This window comes from Bombella apis, from assembly GCF_018221685.1.
GTDB classification, from domain to species: Bacteria; Pseudomonadota; Alphaproteobacteria; order Acetobacterales; family Acetobacteraceae; genus Bombella; species Bombella apis.
This window is the reverse complement of sequence record NZ_JAGJTM010000001.1, coordinates 189,444-210,114: the sequence shown is the minus strand read 5'-3', so window position 1 is coordinate 210,114 and position 20,671 is coordinate 189,444. Positions and strand designations below refer to the sequence as shown.

At 60.8% G+C, this 20,671-nt stretch carries 20 protein-coding genes and 1 tRNA gene; 8 read left to right on the top strand and 13 right to left on the bottom strand.

Annotated features, from left to right (window positions below; genetic code table 11):
* The first annotated feature begins 133 nt into the window (after positions 1-133).
* Complete coding sequence (locus J8Z04_RS00920; protein ID WP_043559129.1) at positions 134-319, top strand: hypothetical protein; 186 nt, start codon at positions 134-136, stop codon at positions 317-319.
* Here the strand turns inward: J8Z04_RS00920 and J8Z04_RS00915 are convergent.
* The 8 genes from J8Z04_RS00915 to J8Z04_RS00880 all read right to left on the bottom strand — a co-directional run bounded on the left by J8Z04_RS00915 (position 306) and on the right by J8Z04_RS00880 (position 6,906).
* Positions 306-1,142, bottom strand: a complete 837-nt coding sequence (locus J8Z04_RS00915; protein WP_043559127.1) for a metal ABC transporter permease — start codon at positions 1,140-1,142, stop codon at positions 306-308. The two genes, J8Z04_RS00920 and J8Z04_RS00915, sit on opposite strands and share 14 nt — an antisense overlap.
* A complete protein-coding gene (locus J8Z04_RS00910) occupies positions 1,135-1,794 on the bottom strand; it encodes a metal ABC transporter ATP-binding protein (protein ID WP_086431606.1) in 660 nt (219 codons plus the stop codon). Before J8Z04_RS00910 ends, J8Z04_RS00915 begins: the two co-directional genes overlap by 8 nt.
* The gene (locus tag J8Z04_RS00905; RefSeq protein ID WP_192848676.1) at positions 1,791-2,717 is read right to left on the bottom strand and encodes a metal ABC transporter solute-binding protein, Zn/Mn family; all 927 of its coding nucleotides are present in this window, start codon (positions 2,715-2,717) and stop codon (positions 1,791-1,793) included. The genes J8Z04_RS00910 and J8Z04_RS00905 overlap by 4 nt, the downstream gene beginning before the upstream one ends.
* Positions 2,718-2,806: 89 nt before the next feature.
* On the bottom strand, positions 2,807-3,757 hold the full coding sequence (locus J8Z04_RS00900) for an efflux RND transporter periplasmic adaptor subunit (protein ID WP_192848677.1): 951 nt from the start codon (positions 3,755-3,757) through the stop codon (positions 2,807-2,809).
* 8 nt (positions 3,758-3,765) lie between these two features.
* The gene (locus tag J8Z04_RS00895; protein WP_043559119.1) at positions 3,766-3,969 is read right to left on the bottom strand and encodes a DUF1656 domain-containing protein; all 204 of its coding nucleotides are present in this window, start codon (positions 3,967-3,969) and stop codon (positions 3,766-3,768) included.
* Entirely contained in the window at positions 3,963-5,984 is a 2,022-nt protein-coding gene (locus J8Z04_RS00890; protein ID WP_181005224.1) for an FUSC family protein, read from the bottom strand. Before J8Z04_RS00890 ends, J8Z04_RS00895 begins: the two co-directional genes overlap by 7 nt.
* Before the next feature lie 135 nt (positions 5,985-6,119).
* Positions 6,120-6,195: transfer RNA gene (locus tag J8Z04_RS00885), tRNA-Ala, on the bottom strand.
* A gap of 120 nt (positions 6,196-6,315) precedes the next feature.
* Positions 6,316-6,906, bottom strand: a complete 591-nt coding sequence (locus tag J8Z04_RS00880; protein ID WP_043559116.1) for a Maf family protein — start codon at positions 6,904-6,906, stop codon at positions 6,316-6,318.
* Between the two features lie 224 nt (positions 6,907-7,130).
* On the opposite strand from J8Z04_RS00880, the gene hemE reads away from it, so the two are divergent.
* The 3 genes from hemE to hemJ all read left to right on the top strand — a co-directional run bounded on the left by hemE (position 7,131) and on the right by hemJ (position 9,381).
* Entirely contained in the window at positions 7,131-8,168 is a 1,038-nt protein-coding gene (hemE, locus tag J8Z04_RS00875; protein WP_043559114.1) for a uroporphyrinogen decarboxylase, read from the top strand.
* Positions 8,165-8,854: an HAD family hydrolase gene (locus J8Z04_RS00870; RefSeq protein ID WP_081562433.1), complete on the top strand. Its 690-nt coding sequence runs from the start codon at positions 8,165-8,167 to the stop codon at positions 8,852-8,854. The genes hemE and J8Z04_RS00870 overlap by 4 nt, the downstream gene beginning before the upstream one ends.
* Before the next feature lie 80 nt (positions 8,855-8,934).
* Positions 8,935-9,381, top strand: coding sequence for a protoporphyrinogen oxidase HemJ (gene hemJ / locus J8Z04_RS00865; RefSeq protein ID WP_043559109.1), 447 nt, complete (start codon positions 8,935-8,937; stop codon positions 9,379-9,381).
* 148 nt (positions 9,382-9,529) lie between these two features.
* On the opposite strand, the gene J8Z04_RS00860 is transcribed toward hemJ, so the two are convergent.
* A complete protein-coding gene (locus J8Z04_RS00860) occupies positions 9,530-10,234 on the bottom strand; it encodes a DedA family protein (RefSeq protein ID WP_227449746.1) in 705 nt (234 codons plus the stop codon).
* 112 nt (positions 10,235-10,346) lie between these two features.
* Between J8Z04_RS00860 and J8Z04_RS00855 the strand changes: the two genes are divergently transcribed.
* Positions 10,347-12,293: a S9 family peptidase gene (locus J8Z04_RS00855; protein WP_192848678.1), complete on the top strand. Its 1,947-nt coding sequence runs from the start codon at positions 10,347-10,349 to the stop codon at positions 12,291-12,293.
* Here J8Z04_RS00855 and J8Z04_RS00850 read toward each other — a convergent pair.
* On the bottom strand, positions 12,290-13,726 hold the full coding sequence (locus J8Z04_RS00850; protein WP_081847677.1) for an MATE family efflux transporter: 1,437 nt from the start codon (positions 13,724-13,726) through the stop codon (positions 12,290-12,292). The genes J8Z04_RS00855 and J8Z04_RS00850 overlap by 4 nt on opposite strands.
* A gap of 87 nt (positions 13,727-13,813) precedes the next feature.
* Positions 13,814-15,157, bottom strand: a complete 1,344-nt coding sequence (locus J8Z04_RS00845; RefSeq protein ID WP_043559475.1) for a TolC family outer membrane protein — start codon at positions 15,155-15,157, stop codon at positions 13,814-13,816.
* Positions 15,158-15,371: 214 nt separating this feature from the next.
* Here J8Z04_RS00845 and J8Z04_RS00840 point away from each other — a divergent pair, with 214 nt between their 5' ends.
* A complete protein-coding gene (locus J8Z04_RS00840) occupies positions 15,372-16,772 on the top strand; it encodes an HlyD family efflux transporter periplasmic adaptor subunit (protein WP_081562429.1) in 1,401 nt (466 codons plus the stop codon).
* Positions 16,769-18,958, top strand: coding sequence for a peptidase domain-containing ABC transporter (locus J8Z04_RS00835; protein WP_192848679.1), 2,190 nt, complete (start codon positions 16,769-16,771; stop codon positions 18,956-18,958). The genes J8Z04_RS00840 and J8Z04_RS00835 overlap by 4 nt, the downstream gene beginning before the upstream one ends.
* A 341-nt stretch (positions 18,959-19,299) precedes the next feature.
* Here J8Z04_RS00835 and J8Z04_RS00830 read toward each other — a convergent pair whose 3' ends face one another.
* Positions 19,300-19,710 (bottom strand): colicin V synthesis protein, encoded by a 411-nt coding sequence (locus J8Z04_RS00830; protein WP_192848680.1) that lies wholly within the window; start codon positions 19,708-19,710, stop codon positions 19,300-19,302.
* Positions 19,711-19,940: 230 nt separating this feature from the next.
* Between J8Z04_RS00830 and J8Z04_RS00825 the strand changes: the two genes are divergently transcribed.
* Positions 19,941-20,360 (top strand): hypothetical protein, encoded by a 420-nt coding sequence (locus tag J8Z04_RS00825; protein ID WP_043559103.1) that lies wholly within the window; start codon positions 19,941-19,943, stop codon positions 20,358-20,360.
* Between the two features lie 86 nt (positions 20,361-20,446).
* On the opposite strand, the gene J8Z04_RS00820 is transcribed toward J8Z04_RS00825, so the two are convergent.
* The gene (locus tag J8Z04_RS00820; RefSeq protein ID WP_043559101.1) at positions 20,447-20,656 is read right to left on the bottom strand and encodes a heavy-metal-associated domain-containing protein; all 210 of its coding nucleotides are present in this window, start codon (positions 20,654-20,656) and stop codon (positions 20,447-20,449) included.
* Between the last annotated feature and the right edge of the window lie 15 nt (positions 20,657-20,671).

Sequence of the window (20,671 nt, the reverse complement as noted above, 5' to 3'; positions counted from 1 at the left end):
TCATAATTTGTGAAAACTGTTGCGGTCCTGGATGCGGTTTTTCATTCCGTTCTGACGCCGGGACAGCTATCTGATAGGCATGGCCCCGTCAGGTGGGGAACAGGCCAGAAAGCCACGAAGGAGAGAGACGGACATGAAACTTTCAGCAGGGCCGGTCATGGCTCCGGGTTTCTGGGTCAGGCTGTTCCGCACGGTCTGGCCGAAGAGCGACAATGAAGTATTCGTGCTGGATGGCAAATGGGTGATCCTGTTTCATGTCGTCATTGTTGCCATCCTTATCGGCGTCCATCTGATTCTGATGAACCTCAAGGATTTCTGACAGGACGCAAGGCTTTCCGGGTCATGACGGTTCCAGCCAGCAGGTAGAGGCCGACACCGCCCAGACTGATCCAGAATGGCAGGGGAATGTCGCTGTACCAGGCGAGGAGCAGCCCGCCCCATGAGAGCAGAAGCGCCCCCAGAACGGAGCAGACCATGCCCCGGAAGGGAGGGAGCTCCAGCTTCAGGGCAGCGGCAGCGGGGCCGACCATCAGGCTGAAACAGAGCAGTGCTCCGGCGATTTCCGCACAGGCCGCCGCAGCGAGGGCGGCAAGCAGGAGGAAGAGCTGGCCCAGCCGGGTTGGCGAGAGGCCCTGTGCCTCTGCCAGGCTGGGGCAAAGGCTGCTGAAAAGCAGGGGGCGCCAGAGGATGGCCACCCCTCCAAGACAGACAGAGACCAGCCCTGCCAGCATGCCAAGGGTTGGGCCATCCAGCCCCAGGACATCGCCAAAAAGCAGGGTCGTTGTCTGGGAAGACGCTTCATTCGCTTCATGAAGACACCAGACACCAATCCCCAGGCTGGCGGCCAGAATGAGGCCGGTCATCGTGTCCCGCTGGGTGGGATGCTGTCTGCCCCGCTGTTCCTGCCCCATGAAGAGACCGCCCACCATGCTGGCGGCCATCATGCCTGCCAGTGGGGGGAGATGCAGCCACACGGCCGCTGCTGCCCCACTGAAGCCGATATGCGGCAGGGCATGGGCTGCAAAAGCCTGTCGCCGCAGCAGCATGAGCCAGCCCAGCGTGCCAGCCAGCAGCGAAACGAGAAAACAGCCCAGAAAGGCATGCTGCATGAAGGGGAAAGAAAAGGGATTGGTCTCAGACATGCAGCGCTCCCTTTGACAGAGTGATCTCTCTCATGGGCAGGTCAAGGCCAGTGGTCTGTAGCGGCCCATGAACCGTGATGAACAGACTGACCTTTTTCTGCTGGTGAAGCTGGCTGAAAAGCTGTAGCAGCGCTTCATGGCTGGCACGATCCAGGGCGGCAAAGGGTTCGTCAAGAATGAGCAGCCTCGGGGAGCCGGCAAGGGCCTGTGCAAGGGCAACACGTTGTCTTTCGCCGCCAGAAAGCGCTCCGAGCGGGCGTGAGGCCAGAGGCAGGGCCCCGACTTCAGCCAGAAGGGCCCTGGCTTTCCTGCGGGTTTTGCGAGGGGCAGGAAAGCCCCAGTGCGTGCCATCCAGACAGGCCATGACATGGCTGATGACTGGCAGCATGGGCGCCGTGTCGTCAGCCTTCTGCGGCATGTACCCACAATGGCGGCGGGCTCTGGCGGGTGGGTGGCCATTGATGAGAAGCTCTCCCCCCTGTAGGGGAAGCAGCCCCATGAGGGCTCGGAGAAAACAGGTTTTTCCGGCTCCATTCTGTCCACGCAGGATGGTCAGGCCCTCCAGGGGAACATCAAGAGTGGCATGATGCAGGACAGGATGGCCCCCTACCTGGAGGCTGACATCCCGGCAGGTAAGGCGGGCTTCCTTCATGGATGGGGGGGTAGCGGGGTGTTGCGGGGCGCTGTCTGGTACAGGGCCTGTTCGAGCGATGTGAGGATGCCGTTCAGCCAGTCCTGCCAGTGTTGCCCGGTGGGCAGGCTTTCCCCGATGGCAAGGACTGGAATGCCGGACTGACGGGCCATGTCCTCCATTCTGCTCGCCTGTGGGGCGCTGATGGCCGGATTGCTGACCAGAAAGCGGATGGTCTTCTCGTGCAGGGCTGTTTCCAGCATGGCGGTGTCACGGGGAGACAGACCGGATTCGTTCATCAGGGCACGGGCCCAGCTCTGGTCTGTCATGACCAGCCCAGCCGCCAGCAGGAGACGTTCCCCGGCTGGTTCGGTCATGGCGAAGGGGGCGCCATGGTCTCTCTGCTGGATGGCCTGCTGGCGGGTGGCGATCTGGTCGATCTGCTGTTCGAACAGGGCGAGGCGCCTGTCAATGTCCTGCTGGGCCTGGGGGCGAAGCCCGGCAACCCAGACGGCGATCTGTCGGGCCGTATTCCGGACCGTAGGGAGATCAAAAAAGAGATGCGGGTCTTCTCCGGTCTGCCAGTCCCCCTGACTGGCAGCAAGGAAGAGCTTCACAGAGGCGGGAAGCAGCTTCATGGCCCAGTCATCATAGGTGGCTCCATTGAGCAGCACGGCATCACTGGCTGCCAGCTGGCGGGCCATGAGGGGTGAAGGCTGGAGATGGTGCGGGTCCAGCCCCTCGCTGGTGATGAGCGAGCGTGTCCGTAGCGCTGGGCCACCAATCTGCTGGGCGATATCGCACCAGACGGGTTCCACGCAGCTCAGCAGGGGGGCTGGTCGGTCCGGTCCCGTTTCCGTGCTGGCCCGGGAAGGAAGGGGCAGCAGGCCTGTCAGCAATGTCAGAAAAAGCGGCAGGCAGGGGAGAAAACGCACCGTGAACATGGAAGCCTTTCAGGGCCATCAGCAGACGTGGATGTTATATAATAACATTTCGTTTGTCTGAAAAGGCACGGTCCTCCCCTCCCCTTCTCTCATTTGTGCCCGAACAGATGGCGGAGATCGTCACTGAGATGCTGGAAGGCATCCTCGTTGCTGCGCCGCCGCCTGTTCCCTTTCTCGGAAATGGCTGTAACGGTGACGGTCATGCCGGCAGCGAGGTTGAGGTCCTGCGGGATGGAATCCAGGCTGATGCGGACGGGAATACGCTGGGCCAGCCGCACCCATGTATAAACAGGGTCCACGGTGGGCAGGCCGAGGGCATTGGTCAGGGCGTTCCTGCTCGCAATGCCACGGGTGATGCTGTGGACATGCCCATAAAGCGGGGTGTGATAGCCCATCAGATCCATGCGGACAGGGTCTCCCACGCTGAGATCATGGACCTTCACTTCCTCGAAATACCCATCCACCCAGAATGAATTCGTGTCGATGACATGAATGTTCACCTGCCCGGCGGAGGCATAGTCCCCCGGCCTCATGGTCAGGTTTGTGATGATGCCGTCTATGGAGCTGCGGACGGTCGTGCGGTCCAGATTGATCTGGGCCTGTCTGCGCTGGGCAAGGGCTGTGCTGTAGATGGCCCGGGCCTGCTGTGCCAGAGCCTCATACTGCGTCTTTTCTTCCTGCGAGACGGCCGCTCCCGGGATGGCATGGCGCCACCGGGCCTGATTCAGGCGGAACTCCAGGTCTGCCTTGGCCTTGTTCACATCGGCATCGGCTTTTTCGAGGGCGACCTGATAGTCGAACGGGTCGATGACATACAGCACGTCTCCAGCATGGACCTGTTGGTTGTCATGGACAGGAACGGTGATGATCTGCCCGGAGACACGGGGAGCAATATTGGCCACCTGTACACGCACCTGCCCGTTACGGGTCCACGGGGCGGCGGTGTAATAGTCCCAGAGGACAACAGCCACGAACCCGGCCACGCAGAGGATGGAAGCCGTGACAGCAAAACGGATGAGGCGGTAGGCACGGGTAAACACTGGCAGCCTTATAGCAGGATGGTGAACAGGCCGAGCAGGCAGATCATGATGGCAAACTGTGCCAGAGGCGGGTTGGCGAAGAAACGCCAGAGCCTCATCCACTGGAGCATGAGGCGGAGCAGGAAGGTCCCCAGCAGGGCCAGGGCCAGGTCGATGATGAAGGAGGACACGAACAGCCCATCCAGATTGATGACAAGGTGGCGTGTTACCATCGCCTGCGCCCTATTCCGTAATGGCGGAGCGCGGATCCGTTCTGCTGGAGGAGGAAGCGGACTTCCTCCAGCCCTGCAGCACATAGAACCGCTGCAACATGGGCAGGCCCGCTGGAGGCTGGCGCCCGGGAGAGCATCTTCTCTGCCATGAGGGGCAGATGGTCTGCCAGTGAAAAGAGCTTCATGCGGGTCAGGCTCCTCTGCATGGTGTCCGCCAGTGGTGCCAGTTCCGTGTACTGGCGGGCCGTCTTGAGGTCCAGCTCCAGCCGGGCCAGGGCTGTGGTGAGGTCTGCCAGACTGATGAAACGCTGGCAGACCCTCCAGGCTGCCTTGCCTTTCTTCTCCTGGCTGATGGTCTGGCTCAGCATGTAGAGCTGGTGGAGCCGGTCATATTTGCGGCTCAGCAGGGCTGGTGTGAAGGATGGTGACCGGGCGGCAAACTGGCGTTCCAGCTCCCTAGCGATGGAGAGAGTGATGCGGAAGCGGGTCCGCCGTGGCCGTGGCGGCAGGAACAGGATGAGGAAGAAGGCGGTGATGCCAGCCGCACAGAGATAGAAGGTGTTGCGGTCCACAAAGGCAAGAAGGTTGTAGTCATGGTGATTGTTCAGCCCCAGAAAGACGAAGAAAAAGGCGCCGTAATGTGAGCCTGCGGCCGCCGTTGCGGGATTGATGATGAGCAGGCAGCTGAACATGACCTGGAAGAGCATGACAATGGCCATGCCCATCATGGTGTTGACATGCGGCAGGATGAAGAACGAAGTCAGCCCCGCCGTCAGGATGCCCAGCGGTGTTCCGATCAGGATACCCCGGCCGAAAGCGGCACTGTTGGGCTGGGTGATGCCCAGGCAGAGCAGCATGGCGCATTGAGAGAGTGCCGTGGCGGCATTGGGCAGGCCGCTGCCGATGAAGAGGGCCGCTGCCGCACTGAAACAGAGCAGCACCCTGATGGCATTGACGAGAGCTGCGATCCTGTCCGGGTGGAAGGCGAACCGGCTCATGGTTTTTACCTGGCCCAGTGGGGCTGCCTTCAGCAGCGTGTTGAGACCTTTGCGGCTGATGTGGCGGCTGGCAATCAGGCTGGCCGTGCGCTCCAGGCGCCAGGCATCGGCCAGGGTCAGCCGGGGGGCCTCTGGCGGCAGGCGGCCGAGCAGGTCTGCCAGGATGGTTTCTCTGTCCGTGCCAGAAGGGGCGTGTATGTCGAAGCGTGTCAGGGCCAGCACGGCGGGGGCGATGGTGGCCTGGCGCATGAGAGCCAGCAGGCTGCGGCAGCAGGACAGGGCCGTCACCATGCCAATGAGACAGACCTGTGCCCCTTTTGCGCGCAGCCGACCTCGGGTCAGTTCGGTGCGTGTATCATGCACCTGGTGGGTCAGGGCAAAGACCGTGCTGGAAAGCGCTATGGTTTCCAGTGGGGAAAGGGTTGGCACGGTGTCATCAAGGGCGAGACGGGTTTCATGGCGTACTTCGGCTGCCGTTTTCTGCAGACTGCGCACGAGTCTTTGCCAGACATGCGGTGTACCGGAAAGCAGGGCGACCGTGGCAATGGCGGCAACGCCGATCATCACGGTGGAGACACGGGCCACCGTGACATCAAAGGCATTCTGGGGGGCATCAATGTGGGAAATGGCGATCAGGGCCACGACATAGCCTGAAAGGACGGCCCCATAGGCCCGGAATCCTCGGCGCAACGTGCCAGCATAGGCGCATATGGCCATCCAGACAGCACAACCACCCAGCAGAAGCTGGCGTTCCTGCCCGAACATGGAGACAAGGCAGAGGGCCACGACACCACCAACCAGAGTGCCGACCACCCGGTAGAAGGCTTTGCTCAGGGCCTGCCCCCGCAGGGGTTGTGCCAGCAGCATGACGGTCACGGCAGCACTGGCGGGAGAATCAATCTGCGCCCAGAAGGCAACCAGCAGGGCCAGCACGAGCGCTGCCCAGATGCGCAGGGTGAAGCCCCACCAGCCTGGTGGAAAGATGCTGCCTGCGGCCACCCGGAGACGGGACATCATGGCAAGGGGTGCCTGCATCAGGAAAAACGCACGACCGGGCATGAAACAGCAGAGCAGCCAAGGCCGGGACAGGCACTGTCATCAGGCAGGTAAGCCGGCTGATGTTTCACATGGGACAATTTGTAAGAGGATATCTGGTGGAGCCAATCGGGATCGAACCGACGACCTCTTGAATGCCATTCAAGCGCTCTCCCAACTGAGCTATGGCCCCACTTTTGCAGTGTGTCGATGACGCACCGTGTGGGGAGCATATATCCCCACATGGGAGGAAAAGGCAAGGGGGAAGATGCAATTTTTTCCATAAATTATTGCACGGGCTTCCTGCTGCCTGTCAGCCAGGCAGGATACCATGCTGTCGCAGGGCAGCCAGCAGCGGGATGAGCGGCAGCCCGGCAATGGCATCACTGCTCCCGGTTACAGTGTCAAAAAGCTGGATGCCCAGCCCTTCGATCCGGTAGCACCCTACGCAGGAGAGCAGAACGTTCCCTTCCTTCTGGAGATAATCGTCCAGAAACACCTCCGAAAAGGAGCGCATGGTCAGGGTCGGGCTGCTGATGTGGGACCAGAGGGGCTGACCGTCCCTCCAGAGGGTCACGGCGGCATGGAGGGCATGGGTCCGGCCCCGCAGGGCCAGAAGATGGGTGCGGGCTTCGGTCAGGTCAGCCGGTTTGGCGAAGGCCCGGCCTTCCAGCTCCAGAATCTGGTCCGCAGCGATGATGAACCGTCCGGGGTGCTGGCCGGAGGCTGCTTCTGCCTTGGCCTGGGCCAGGGCAAGGGCCGTGTCCCGCAGGGAGAGACCTTGCGCTTCGGCCTGCCGACGCAGGGCGTCTTCATCCACATCAACCGGGCTGGCCGTGACAGGGACTCCGGCGGCATGAAGAAGCTGAAGCCGGATGGCAGAACCGCTGGCAAGAACAGGCATGGGGACCCTCCGTGTAAATGATCGGGCAGCCGCTATCATATCATGCCATCGCATGACAGAGCTTCATTCCATAGTTGACGCCTTCCGCCCCAGCGGGGCAAGGATAGCCGTATGGATGCCATCATGGCTATGGCCGTGGGAGGGGGGTATCTTCCCTCCCCTTTTTTCGGGATGTTGGACAAGGCGCAGGCATGACACAGCAGGACAGAGCAGTTCCTTCAGGGATGGACAAACAGGGCAAGCCGCTTCTGCGGGCCTTGCGGGGCGAGGCCGTCTGGCCGCCGCCTGTCTGGCTGATGCGACAGGCAGGGCGTTACCTGCCGGAGTTCCGGGCCATGCGGGAGCAGGCGGACTTCATCACACGCTGCATGACGCCCGATATCGCTGTGGAGCTGACCCTGCAACCCATCCGTCGCTATGGCATGGATGGAGCGATCCTGTTTTCGGACATCCTCATCCTCCCCTGGGCCATGGGGCAGGACCTGCGCTTTGAGGAAGGGCGTGGCCCGGTGATGACGCCCATCCGCAGCGAGTCTGACCTTGCCCGGCTGGATGAAGGCCGGATGATGGAAGCGGTGGCCCCCGTGCGGGAGGCCCTGCGCCGCCTGCGTGTGGAACTGCCGGAGGAGACGACCCTGCTCGGCTTTGCGGGCAGCCCCTTTACGGTGGCCTGCTACATGGTCGAAGGAGGCAGCTCCCGTGATTTCGCCCATATCCGGGCGATGATGCAGAAGAACCCGGCCCTGTTTGACAGGCTGATGGAGAGTCTGACCCGCAATACGGCAGAGATGCTGTGCGGCCAGATCGAGGCCGGAGCGGAAGCAGTCATGCTGTTCGATTCCTGGGGGGGTATCCTGCCGCCGGAGGCTTTCCGCCGTCATGTGATCGAGCCGACACGGCAGATCGTCGCCCATATCCGTGCCCGCCATCCTGACGTGCCGCTGATCGGCTTCCCCCGTCTGGGCGGTGTCATGGTGGCGGAATATGCCGGGAAGACCGGCATCAATGCCCTGGCCCTCGATACGGTGGCGGACATGGCCAAGGTGGCTGAAATGGTGCCCGAGACAGTGACCCTCCAGGGCAATCTCGACCCGATGATCCTGCTGAATGGTGGCGAGGCCCTGAAGGCAGAAGCCCGCCGTATCCGGGACAGCCTCAGGGGGCGGCCACATGTGTTCAATCTGGGACATGGTGTCATCAAGACCACGCCGCCGGAACATGTGGCCACGCTGGTTGAGACGATCAGGGACATCCAGTCATGAAAAACGCATTACGGCCAGGGCTGAAGCTGGTCATTTTTGATTGTGATGGCGTGCTGATTGACAGTGAAGGGCCATCCTGCCGGGCGACGGCGGGGTTTGCCCGCTCGCTGGGCCTGAACATTTCCGATGAGGAAGGGCTGGCCCGCTTTGCGGGCAAGGCCCTGCCGCAGGTAGTGAAGGAGCTGGAGGCGGAGTTGGGCCATCCCCTGCCCCCGGGCACCCACACGAAAATGCGGGACAATCTTGTCAGGCTCATGAAGGAAGGTACGGAACCCGTGGCTGGGGCCGTTCCCCTGCTGGAGGCTCTGGCGGCACGGCATGTTCCTGTCCGTGTCGGCTCCAACTCATCCATGGCGGAGATGGAGGCAAAATTCGGTTTTACCGGGATGGATCGCCTCCTGCCGGAGGCCCGCATCCATTCGGCTGCCGATATGGGGCATCCCAAACCGGACCCGGCCGTCTATCTGCATGGGGCCGAGGTGGAAGGTGTCCGGCCGGAGGAAACGGTGGTGATCGAGGACAGTGACACGGGGGCGGAAGCAGCCCGCCGGGCCGGCATGTCCTGCATCCTGCTGCGTCCGGCATCCCATCCCCTGCCGGGCTTCTGGCCCGTGGAGGGATTCGTGCGGGTGGAGCATCTCGATGAGGTCATGCCCCTTCTTGAGGCGGCTCTGGCCCGGAAATGACATGACAGCCGGAGAGGCTGTCTGATGTGCGGGAAGACCGCCCCATGATGGAGGCGGGAAGAACGGAAGGTAACGGGATTATGGCACTGTTTCTGCTGAAGCATCTGAACTGGTTTGTCTCACTGCACATCATGGCTTTCGTGTCATGGATGGCAGGACTGTTCTATCTGCCCCGGCTGTTCGTCTATCATACGCAGATAAAAGCAGGCTCTGAGGAAAGTACCCGTTTCAGCCTGATGGAGCGTCGCCTTCAGAAGCAGATCATGGCACCGGCCATGATTGTGACCTTTTTTACCGGTGCTCTGATGGCCTCTCTCCCGGGGGTGGTGAGCTGGTCCTCCGGCTGGTGGTGGGTCAAGGTTTTCTGCCTGTTGGGCATGTTCATGTTCCACGGGGCCTGCTCTGTCTGGCGCCGTGATTTTGCTGCCGGGCGTAACCGGCATGGTGAGCGTTTCTATCGCATTGCCAATGAGATTCCGACCATCCTGATGGTCCTCATCGTCATCATGATCGTGGTGCGCCCATAAAGGGAGGGGGATTCCCCTCCCTCAGGCTTCAGTGGGAATGAGGGCAGAAGCCGTATCTGTTCTCTTCCGGCTGGCTCTTCAGGCAGAAGACAGTGCAAAGCGGCAGGAGACCCACGATGGTCACGGGCAGGAAACGTCTCCTGCCCGATCAGTGCTGATGCGCCCGTTTCTTTCTGGCCTCACGCCGTTTCTCATCGGCAAGGGCTTTCCTGATGAGGGCATGTTCGTGGTGGCGGAGAAAAAGGAACGACCCGCCCAGCACTGCCAGCATGACAACGGCAAGCCCGATGCCGAGAGGCCCCGTAAAGCTGTCGATCTGGCTGCCCAGTTCGTAGGGGACGAGAACATAGCATGTTCCCCAGAGCAGCCCGCCAAGGGCATTGTAAATTGAGAAGGGCAGCCAGGGCATCCGGGAGGCCCCGGCGAGGAGGGCGATGAGAATGCGCAGGAAAGCGATGAAACGGCCCAGCAGCACGCCCGCTCCGCCAAACCGGCGGAAGAGATAGCGGCCAAGGGTGAGGCGGTCCTTGTGCAGGCCGATTTTGCGCCCGTGTTTTTCCAGCAGATGATAACCGAGCTGATGGCCGATGAGGTATCCGACATTGTCCCCGATGATGGCCCCGCTGACAGCGGCGATGATCAGCCCCTCCGGTGTGAAGTGGTGCGTGTGGGAGGCATAGAGGGAGGCGAAGATGAGCAGGCTCTCGGCTGGCAGGGGAATCCCCGTGCTTTCCAGCAGAATGATAAACCCTAGTGTCAGATAGGCATAAAGCGGGGGGAGATGCTCAAGAAAGGCGGAGAGATGCTGTATCAGGGGATGGGCTTCCTCTAGAAAGGGGGCACTGCGCCGCACCAAGTCCAGTCAGAAGAAACCCGGTCCAGCAACGGCCTGCCAGTGCTTTCTCCTGTCAGAATACTGGGGTAGGCAGAAATAAGGCAAGAACGTTTTTTGCAGGAGAGACATCATGACAGCAGCCCCTTCCCTGCCCTGGGTCACGCCGGAGCTGATGACACGCCGGACACGCAGCCTGTCGGAGATCAGGGCCGTGGCGGGATGGGTGCTCTGGCTGGAGCGGCGGCCGGATGAACAGGGCCGCAGTGTCGTGGTCGGGCGTGCGCCGGATGGCACCCTGCACGATCTCACCCCACCAGAGGCCCAGGTGGGTACGGACATGCATGTCTATGGTGGTGGGGCCTGGGCTGCGGAACGTCATGGGTCGGACATGGTCGTGCTGTTCAGCGACAGCAGGCAGGGTGGCCTCTGGCGGAGCCGCAACGGTCAGGCCGCCCAACCGCTCTGCCCGGCTGCCGGTGATGATGGCGTGACATGCCGTTATGCGGACCTGTCCCTTCAGGACGGACGGCTCGTCTGCGTGCGGGAAGTGGAAACGCCCTCCGGGGAGGAAAAGGCCGACCTTGTGGAGGTTGATGCACAGGGGCGGCTCCACTCCCTCCAGAGTGGGGCGGATTTTTACATGTCGCCCCGGCTTTCACCTGATGGGCGGTTTTTGGCCTTCATCGCATGGCAGAATCCGCATATGCCGTGGACGGAAACGGGCCTGTATGTGACGGACCTGTCCGGTGCGGGCGGGACGGTCTGCCTGACTGGTGGAACGGGGCAGGACTGTAGCGTCATGGGGCCGTTCTGGGATGGGCGGCGGCTTCATGCGCTGTCCGATGCTGCTCCGGCTGGTGCCTTGCCTGAGTCTGACCGGCACTGGACGCCGGTTGCTTTCGAGCCGGAAGACATCACCGGGGGCGGCACGGCATGGCGGGCCTGTCCCCTGCCCCCGGCTCCGGCCGAGGTGGGGCTGCCTGCCTGGGTGTTCGGGCAGTCCTGCTGTGCGGCCCTGCCGGGGGGGCGGCTGCTGGCCCGTGGTGTGCGGCAGGGCGTGCCGGTAACCCTGCTGCATGAACCGGCTTCAGGCTGGCGGGACGTGCTGGCAGGGGCCGTGCCGGATGATGTTCCCGTGCCGCTGGAGGGAGGCTCACGCTTTGTATGGCTGAACAGCCCGCCGGATGGTCCCCCTGCCCTGATGCTCGGCACGCTGGACGGAGCTGCGGAAGACCGGGAGATCATCCGCAGGGCCTGGGAGATGCCGCCTCATGTGGTCGCGGCGGACATCGCCCTGCCGGAGACGCTGTCCTTTCCCGTGGAGAACGGGCCGGGGCCGCTCCATGCCCAGTTCTACCCTCCCGCCCGGGGGCCGCACTGTGAAAAGGTGGCGGGAAAGCCCCCTCTTGTGGTGATCGTTCATGGAGGGCCGACCGGGCAGGCCCGGACGGACCTGTCCTTCAAGGTCCAGTGGTGGACATCCCGGGGCTTTGCGGTGCTGGATGTCAATTATCGTGGGTCCACCGGTTTTGGCCGGGCCTATCGGGCGGCACTGGATGGCCAGTGGGGCGTGCTGGACGTGCAGGACTGCTGCCGGGCCGTTCAGGGGGTGATCGAGCAGGGGCTGGTGGACCCGCAACGCTGTGTCATCCGGGGCAGCAGTGCCGGGGGGCTGACGGTCCTTTCCGCTCTGGCCCGGTCCGACCTGTTCGTGGCGGGCACATCGCTCTATGGCGTGACGGACCTTCGGGCACTGGCCGAGGAGACGCACCGTTTCGAGGCCCGGTATCTGGATGGTCTCGTGGCGCCGTGGCCGGAGGAGGAGGCCGTGTATCTGGCCCGGTCTCCCCTGTCATGGCCGGAGAAGATCACGGCTCCCGTCCTGTTCCTTCATGGGGATGCAGACCGTGTCGTGCCGCTGTCTCAGGGGCAGGCTTTGCAGAAGCAGCTTCCGGCCTCGTCGCTGCATGTCTATCCGGGTGAAGGGCACGGCTTCCGGGATGCCGGGGTGATTGCGGATTCCCTTGCCCGGGAGCTGGCTTTCTACCGGGACGTGTTCGCTGGCAGGAGAGGCTAGCGCATTTTCCCCTTCCGCTGGGGCAGCGTCTGGCCGAGGCGGTGGATGACGGTGAGGGCAGCGACAAGGGCCAGTGAGCCGATAAGCGTGACGCCCAGGGCCTGACCGATCATCACCCCTTTGGGCCCGTAATGGATGCCGATGGCTATGAAGGGAATGGTCCCCACTGTGGCCCTGCTCCAGTTGAAAGCTGTGGAGTAGAGGGGGTGCCCCAGATTGTTGAAAGCCGTGTTGGAGACGAAGAGCAGCCCGACAAACATGTAGCTGGCCACGGCCCAGTGGCAGAAGAGCCGTACCAGCTCCACCCCCGTGCCCTGGACATGGAATATCTGGAGGATCAGCGGCTCGCCAAGGGCAAAGACCAGCCAGTCCAGCCCGACACAGAGGGCCGTGAGCTTGAGGGCGCAGAGAAAGGTCTCTTTCACCCGGTCCGGCTGCCGTGCTCCCAGATTCTGGGCCATGATGGGGCCGACGGAGCCTGTCAGGGCAAAGACGAAGGCAAAGGCGACCGGCACCATGCGGTCCACCACGGCCTGCCCGGAGACGGCCTCCAGCCCGAAACGGGACATGGCGTGCGTGACGATGAGATTTCCGATAGGGGTGGCCATGTTGGTGCCGATGGCGGGCAGGGCAATGGCCCCTATGGCCCGGCTGGCATTGGGGATCGTCCTCAGGCGGGGACGCTCCAGCATGTCATGCCCCCGGAGATTGAGGAACCCGCTGAGAGAGATGACACAGCGGGACAGGACCGTGCTGATGGCCGCCCCTTCCAGCCCCAGATGCAGGCCAAAGATCAGGATGGGGTCCACGATGACCGTGCAGGCGGCCCCTGTCAGGGTGACCCGCATGGCACTTCTGGCATCCCCCACGGCCCGCAGCAGGGAGGAGAGAGCCATGCCGAGGCAGACCAGCGGCAGGGCGGGGGAGGTGATGTAGAGAAAATGCGTGGCGTGTTCCAGCGCTGCACCATGGGCGCCGAGCAGGGCCAGCAGGGGGCGGGCCAGAAAGGCCGTGATCAATCCCAGCGTGCTGGTGACAGCGAGCATGAGCACCAGAAAGGCGGAAGCCTGCCGTCTGGCCCGGAAATGGCGGCAGGCCCCGATAAGCCGGCCGGTGCTGGCTCCCAGCCCGATGGACATGCCCAGAGAGACGGCCACCTGCACGAACCCCAGAGAGGTGGCGAAGGCGATGGCCGCTGTCAGCGTCGGGTCATGCAGGTGTGAGATGTAGAAGAAATTGAGCAGGTCCACGAAAAAGACGGCCATCAGCCCGATGGCGCCTGTCCCGGCCATGGTGACGACATGGCGCATGATGCTGCCATGTACGAATCTGGCCCGTCTGGCTCTCTGCCGGGCGCAGGGGGACTCCTTGCCCCCGGCAGGAGTGACGGGGGAAGAAACCGGGGTGAGGGTAGGATCAGGCTTCGGCTGCATGGCTCTTCATTCTGCCCTGTTTGCCGGGGCAGGGCCAGTGCAGAATGAAAGGAAAGCAGCGTGTCTGCCATGTCCGGGGGAGGAGACTTACTCCATTCCGATGAGTTTCCATTTCACCTGATGGTAATGGGCGCGCGGGTCATACAGGGAGACGTGCAGGTTGAGCTCTTTGGCTGTCAGATGACCTGTCGCAGCGGCCAGATGGTAGGAATCCTCAATCAGGTTGGCTGCATTCTGGACGAGGGTTTTCTGCTGGTCGAAGAGCAGTTCCTGCTGCTGGAGAACTTCAAAGGTGGTCCGTACGCCCAGCAGTTCCTGCTGCTGGATGGCATGGAGGGCCTCCACACCGGTGGCGACGGCTTTCTGGTTGCGGGCGAGCTGGTCGCTGTCGGCTGTCAGTTTCTGCCAGGCGCTCATGGCATTTTCGCGGGCCTCACGCCGCTGTTCGGCCAGATTGTGGAGAGCTGCATCAACGGCCTGCTTGGCGGCACGGATGCGGGCATATTCCGCACCGCCCTGATAGAGCGGAAGAGAGGCCTGAAGCATCACGGCTGTGGCGTCTTCCGAGAATTTGCCGTTCCCCTGGTTCACCTGCCTCTGGTAGGAGGCCTGGGCGGATATCTGGGGCAGCAGGTCGGCGATGGCCAGCCGGACATCATGTTTTGCTGATTCCAGCTGGTACTGGGCCTGCATGACCTGGGGAAGGTCATTGATGGCCAGCTGGTTTATTTGCGCCTCCGAAACGAAAGGGGACGGAAGCCGCTCCGCTGGAGACAGTTTCTCTGGCGGAATGATACCTATGACACGCTGGAACGTTGCCTCTGCCACGCGGACCTGTCCCTCGGCCTGACGGGTGGAGGCCTGTGCTGCCTCAAACTGTGATTCCGCCTGGAGGGCATCGGTGCGGGTGGCCTGGTTCAGGGCAAGCTGTCGTGTAGTCAGCTGGACCTGCCCTTCCAGCGTGTGTTCATTTTCCCGTGTCAGGGTCAGCAGGGCCCGGGCCTGTGTGACGGCAACATAGGCGGAAACAACATTGACGAAGAGCTGCTGCTCGATGTCCACAAGGTGTGCCCGTTCCCCGAGGATGGAGCTGCGGGCCTTGTGCATGGAAGCCCATGTCTTGCCTCCGCGGAAGATGGGCTCGGTGATGGTCACGCCCGCTGCATAGCCGGGGGCCCTGAATTTCTGATTGTACCGGAAGCTCCCGCCATACGGGAAGGTGACGTAGTTGGACTCGTTGTAGTTGGCGGTCGCACTTCCGCTCACGGTGGGCCGCCATCCGGACAGGGCCTCCGGCATGGATTCATCAGTCTGCCGCAATATGGCCTGCTCACGGAGTATCTGCGGGTTGGAGCGATAGGCAATGGCCATGGCTTCCGGCAGGGAGAGATGCGTGACGGGCGCAGGAGCAGGGTCCGGGTCTGCCGCCATGGCAGGAAGCGGCGAAAAGAGCCCGATGGACGCTATCAGACGAAAGGCGTGTCTTTTCTCTGGCAAGCAAAAGAAAAGATACATAAGTCATTAACCCTAAATTAATAAAGCATTAGCCATTTAACGACTTGCTTGTTTTGTGGACCACTATAGTATTATTCCTGAAAATTATTAATATTTCCTTATCGTTTTGTTTAACTGTACTGTGTGGTGTATGGCGGAAGACTCAGCAAGCCCGCTTTTCAGGGGGGAGGCCCTGAAATGGCGGCAGGAGGCGTGGATCGGCTCCGTCCAGTTGATCGAGCCTCTCTCGGGTAAAATTGCAGCGCTCTGTACGGTGGCGCTCGTTATCTGTGTGGGGATTTACGTTTTTTTCGGGTCTTATACGCGGCGCATCCATGCTAATGGTGTCATGCTGCCACCAGAGGGGCTGGTCGTTGCGGAGGCAGATCAGGGTGGTGTCGTTGCGGCCATCCACATTCATGAGGGCGATCATGTTGCGGCGGGGGAACGGCTCTTCAGCGTGGATGTTTCCAGCTGGTCGGAGGATGGGGCCACCGGGCAGCAGCTTGTCGAAGGGCTGCGCCGACAGAAGGACCTGCTGGAACATCGCCAGAATCTGCTCGCTGCTGATGCGCCCGTGGAGCTCTCCTCCCTGAAGGATGAGCTGGAGTCCCTGCGTCAGCAGTATGGCATGTTGCAGGAGCAGTCAGGACGGGACAAGAAGTCCCTGCCGTTGATCGAGCGGGCCATGAATGAGATGCGGACAGCCATGGACCGCCACCTCGTGACGGAAACGCAGTTTCAGAGTCAGCTGTTCAGCTATGTGCAGTTCATGGACACGCAGTCCCAGACATTGCGGACGCTGGTTGAGATGAACGGGCATATGGCGGATCTTCAGTACCGGATCAACCGGCACCAGTACAAGGTGGCCGAGGACATGAATGATCTCGCTGTCCGCCTTTCGGACGTGCAGAGGCAGCTCATCCAGGCGCATGGGCAGAGCATGGGGGTCATCAATGCCCGTGTGAGCGGTACGGTTGATGGTATCCGCACGGTTGTAGGCCAGCGTGTCAATCCGGGGCAGTCCCTGCTGAGCATCCTGCCCGACAGGGCGACCCTGCAGGCAGAACTTTACGTGAACAGCCAGGCCATAGGGTTTGTTCGGCCCGGGCAGCATGTTCTGCTGAAATATGCTGCCTATCCGTACCAGCGTTTTGGTCTTTATGAGGGCGAAGTGGTGGAGGTTACCAAGGCGCCTCTGCCGGAGCGGAGCAACTACGCTGCCCGGACAGGGCAGCAGGGCGGCAGTGCTTCTGCGCCCCAGCCGGGGGCGGATGTGTACCGTATCCGTGTCCGTCCGAACCAGGAATTCGTCATTGCTTATGGCAAGCATGAAAAACTGAAGCCCGGCATGGCCGTGGATGCCGAAATCGCCATCGACCAGCGCAAACTCTACCAGTGGCTGCTCGACCCGGTCGTATCCATGGTGGATACGGTCCGCTCCATATCGGGTGGTGGTGCACCGGCACGGTCCCTGGCCGATAGCGCCGCCCAGCCGGATACGCCCTCACCTGCTCCATCCAGACAGAATGACACGAAGGGGACGCCGTGAATCTCCATACTATCCATACTGGTTTCCGGCGTAAGGTTCCCGTCATCCTTCAGACAGAAATTGCAGAGTGCGGACTGGCCTGTCTGGCCATGGTGCTGTGCCATTATGGGCGGCTGGTTGACCTTGTTTCCATCAGGCGGGAGACGTCTGTCTCCGGTACGGGGCTCAACCTGCGGGCCCTGATGACAATTGCCGGACGTTACGGGCTGCACTGCCGGCCTGTCCGGCTGGAGCTGGACGACCTTGGCAAGCTGGCCCGTCCCTGCATTCTGCACTGGGACTTCAATCATTTCGTTGTCATGACGAAGGTGACGGATACCGGTATCGTCATCAATGACCCGGCCCGTGGTGAACGGAAGATATCCCTTGAGGAAGTGTCCCGCCACTTTACGGGTGTGGCGCTGGAGCTGACGCCTGAGACGAAGTTCGAGAAGAAGGATGACCGCCGTCTGTTGAAGGTGGGGGACATGTTCCGCCACATCGTGGGGCTGAAGACGGTCCTCTGGACCCTTGGAGGGCTGTCCCTGGGGCTGGAAGTCCTGGCCCTGATCAACCCCATGCTGGGGCAGGTCGTCATTGATGAAGTGCTGACAACGGGGGACAAGTCCCTTCTCTGGACCATCGCTGCCGGGATGCTCATTCTCGTCATCGTGCAGGGTGTGATCTCTACCTTCCGTACATGGCTGGTGATGATTTTCTCCACCCGCATTTCCCTGCAGTGGAATGTCAGCCTGTTCACCCACCTGCTCAGCCTTCCGCAGGACTTTTTTGCCAAGCGTGGGGCCGGTGACATCATGTCCCGCTTTGGCAGTCTCGGGGCCATCCAGCATACCTTCACGACGGATCTGGTGCAGAGCATTCTGGATGGCATCATGGCTATCGGTATGCTGGTGATGATCATCATGTACGGCAAATGGCTGGCAGCGCTGGTGACCATCACCGTGCTGGTGGATCTGGTCGTGCGGTTCATCCAGTATGGTCCGTACAAGGAAATGACCGAGGAATCGCTGGTTCATTCGGCTGCACAGCAGGGGCATTTCATCGAAACCCTGCGGGGTATCCGCAGCATCAAGCTGATGGGGTTGCAGCGGCGCCGGACGGTTGTCTGGACCAACCGGATGATTGACAACATCAATGCCGGGCTGCGTATCCAGCGGTATGATCTCATTTTTGCCCGTGCACAGGAATTCCTGGTCGCTCTGGACAAGGTGGCAACCCTTGTGCTGGGGGCCAGGATGGTGATGTCCGGTGCCATGTCCATCGGTATGCTCATGGCCTTCATGAGCTATCGTGACCAGTTCTGTGGCCGGGTGGGCAATCTGATCAGCGTCGTGTTCAAGATCAAGAACCTCAAGGTCCAGTGTGACCGTCTGTCCGACATTGCTCTGGCCGAGGCTGAAGGAACCGAGGCAGACAGTCCGCTGGGCGAAACGGCGGGTGTTTCCGATGATGACGGCATGGAGAATCCGGAAATTCCCATGCTGGAATGTCGCAATCTTGGCTACCGGTATGGCAAGGAAGATGCGTGGGTTTTCCGCAACCTGAATCTCAAGGTCCATCCCGGAGAGAGCCTGGCGATCATCGGTCCGTCCGGCTGTGGCAAATCCACCCTCCTGGGGCTGCTGATGGGGCTCATCCAGCCGGAAGAGGGCCAGATATTCTGGAAAGGCATGGAGCTGAAGGCCGCCAACAGGGACGCTTACCGCGCCCGGATTGCCGGTGTTCTGCAGGATGACATTCTTTTCTCTGGCAGCATTGCGGAAAATATTTCCGGCTTTGACGATGAGATGGATATGGAATGGGTGGCCGACTGTGCAAGGAATGCACAGATATATGAGGACATCCAGCGAATGCCGATGACCTTTGAAACCATTGTGGGCGAGATGGGCAGCACGCTTTCTGGTGGGCAGAGGCAGCGCCTGATTCTGGCTCGGGCGCTGTATCAGGCCCCTCGCATCCTTTTCCTTGATGAAGCGACCAGCAACCTTGATCCTGCTTCCGAGCAGGCTGTGGAAGCGGTTCTGAATGAACTGCCCATCACGAGGGTGATCGTGACGCATCGCCCTGGTACGGCAGAGAGGGCAGACAGGATTTTTGCCATGGGGTTGCCGCAGGAGATCGTGGACACTCTGGCGAAAGAAACGTCGGCCATCGTGACCGGTCTGCCAAGCCCCAGCCCGGACTGATGCTGGTTCCGGGGGAAGCAGGAGGGGGGGATGGATGATTGGACATGATCACATGTCGGCAGGTGCTTTTTATTATTGCGGATAAAGTTATTTGTGTTTTTGGTCTTTGGTGAGGGGAGGTACGATCAATTGCAAAATATGGCCGCGTTCTTTTAGGAATCTGCATCCGGAGTGTCTGCAGATCATCAGAACGATCTAATAAGAACCTTGGATATGGAGAGAGGAGTGTGAGTTACTTTTGCAGACATAATGTGGTGGGCGTCATAAAAAACACCCGCCAGGCCCGGGAGGCTTGACGGGTGTTCCTCAGACTTCAAGGATACATTGATGAAGACTTGGTATCAGATCCGGATTGCTGCTGCATTCGGACCCTGGCCAATTGTACCATTGGCCGTGCCCTGGATAAGCTGGTTGATCCATGTCTGGCCATTGCTGAAGCCATAGATCGCACCAAGGATACCACCGTTGATAGCCCCCATGAGCGTCGGAATGACCAGACCAACAGCCTGACCGATAGATCCAATGCCCAGAACGCCACCGCCGTCACCACCATGGATACCGCCGATGATCATACCGCTGTTTGCGCCAATGGCAGCCCCGGCAATAGCACCGATGATGGAGTCACCGAGACCGGAAGATGTACCGCGACCAGCTGCCTGATTGGCAGCCTGATTGTTGCCAAAACCAAGAAGGTTACCCAGGAAGCCGCCACCGGAAACGGAATCCAGTTCCGCAACGCTCAATTCACGCATTGTGTACCTCAAAAAGAAAGAATGTGGTTCATTATGATATGAACCGGGAGTATTTTTGTACTATTTTTTTAAAAAAAACGTGAACAAAGAAGAAAAATAGTATGAAAAGCGGTAAAATTGTATAAAAAAAAATTATTACAGTGTTATAACATAATTATAACATAATTTAATTGCTTTTAAGTATCACTCGCATCTGCTGTTGGGTGCGGGTTATTTCGATAAGGTTCTGGATGATGCGTGAACTTTCTTTTAACGAGCTTGGCGCGGTATCTGGTGGTGGTCTTTTCGGCTACCGCGACGGGACGGCTTCTTCAGGAAGCAGCAATAGCAGCACTGGTCTTTTTCCTGTGCGCGCTTCGCTTGGTTTTGCGGACAGCCTCGTTGGCGGCGTCGTGGATGGTATCGTCGGTGCAGCCGTTGGTGGTCTCACGGGTGGTGCCAATGGTGGTGCCAACGGTACGGGCGGTGTCATCGGTGTCGGCGTGATCGCCGAGGCTGTCGGCGTGATCCTGGGACTGACGGTTGGTGGCCTGACGGGCGCAATGCTGGGTCTGTCCGGTGGTTATGTCGGGACGCAGGGCTACCGCGACGGTGCGGTGCAGGCCTTCCTGACAGGCAGCCTGTTGCCCAAGGGCGGCGGACTTTTCTGATCCGCCATGACATGACCGCCTGTCCAGGGCGGTGACATGGATATTGAAGAACCACCGGAGGGCCATGGACCCCGGTGGTTTTTTCTTCAGACCGTCCCGAAACCGGCCTTCTGGATGAGGAGCGCACAGTCTTCCCTGGAGAGGGCGGGGCCAGTGAAAATGATGTGTGCCTGTGGCGGGTCGAGCGTGACGGTGGCCGTCTCGATGGCCGGAGAGGCTTCAAGGGCACGGGTCAGAGAGCGGACACAGCCATCACATTTCAGGCCGGTGAGAGGGAGGACGAGGGTTTCGCTCATAAAAAATCCCGTTTC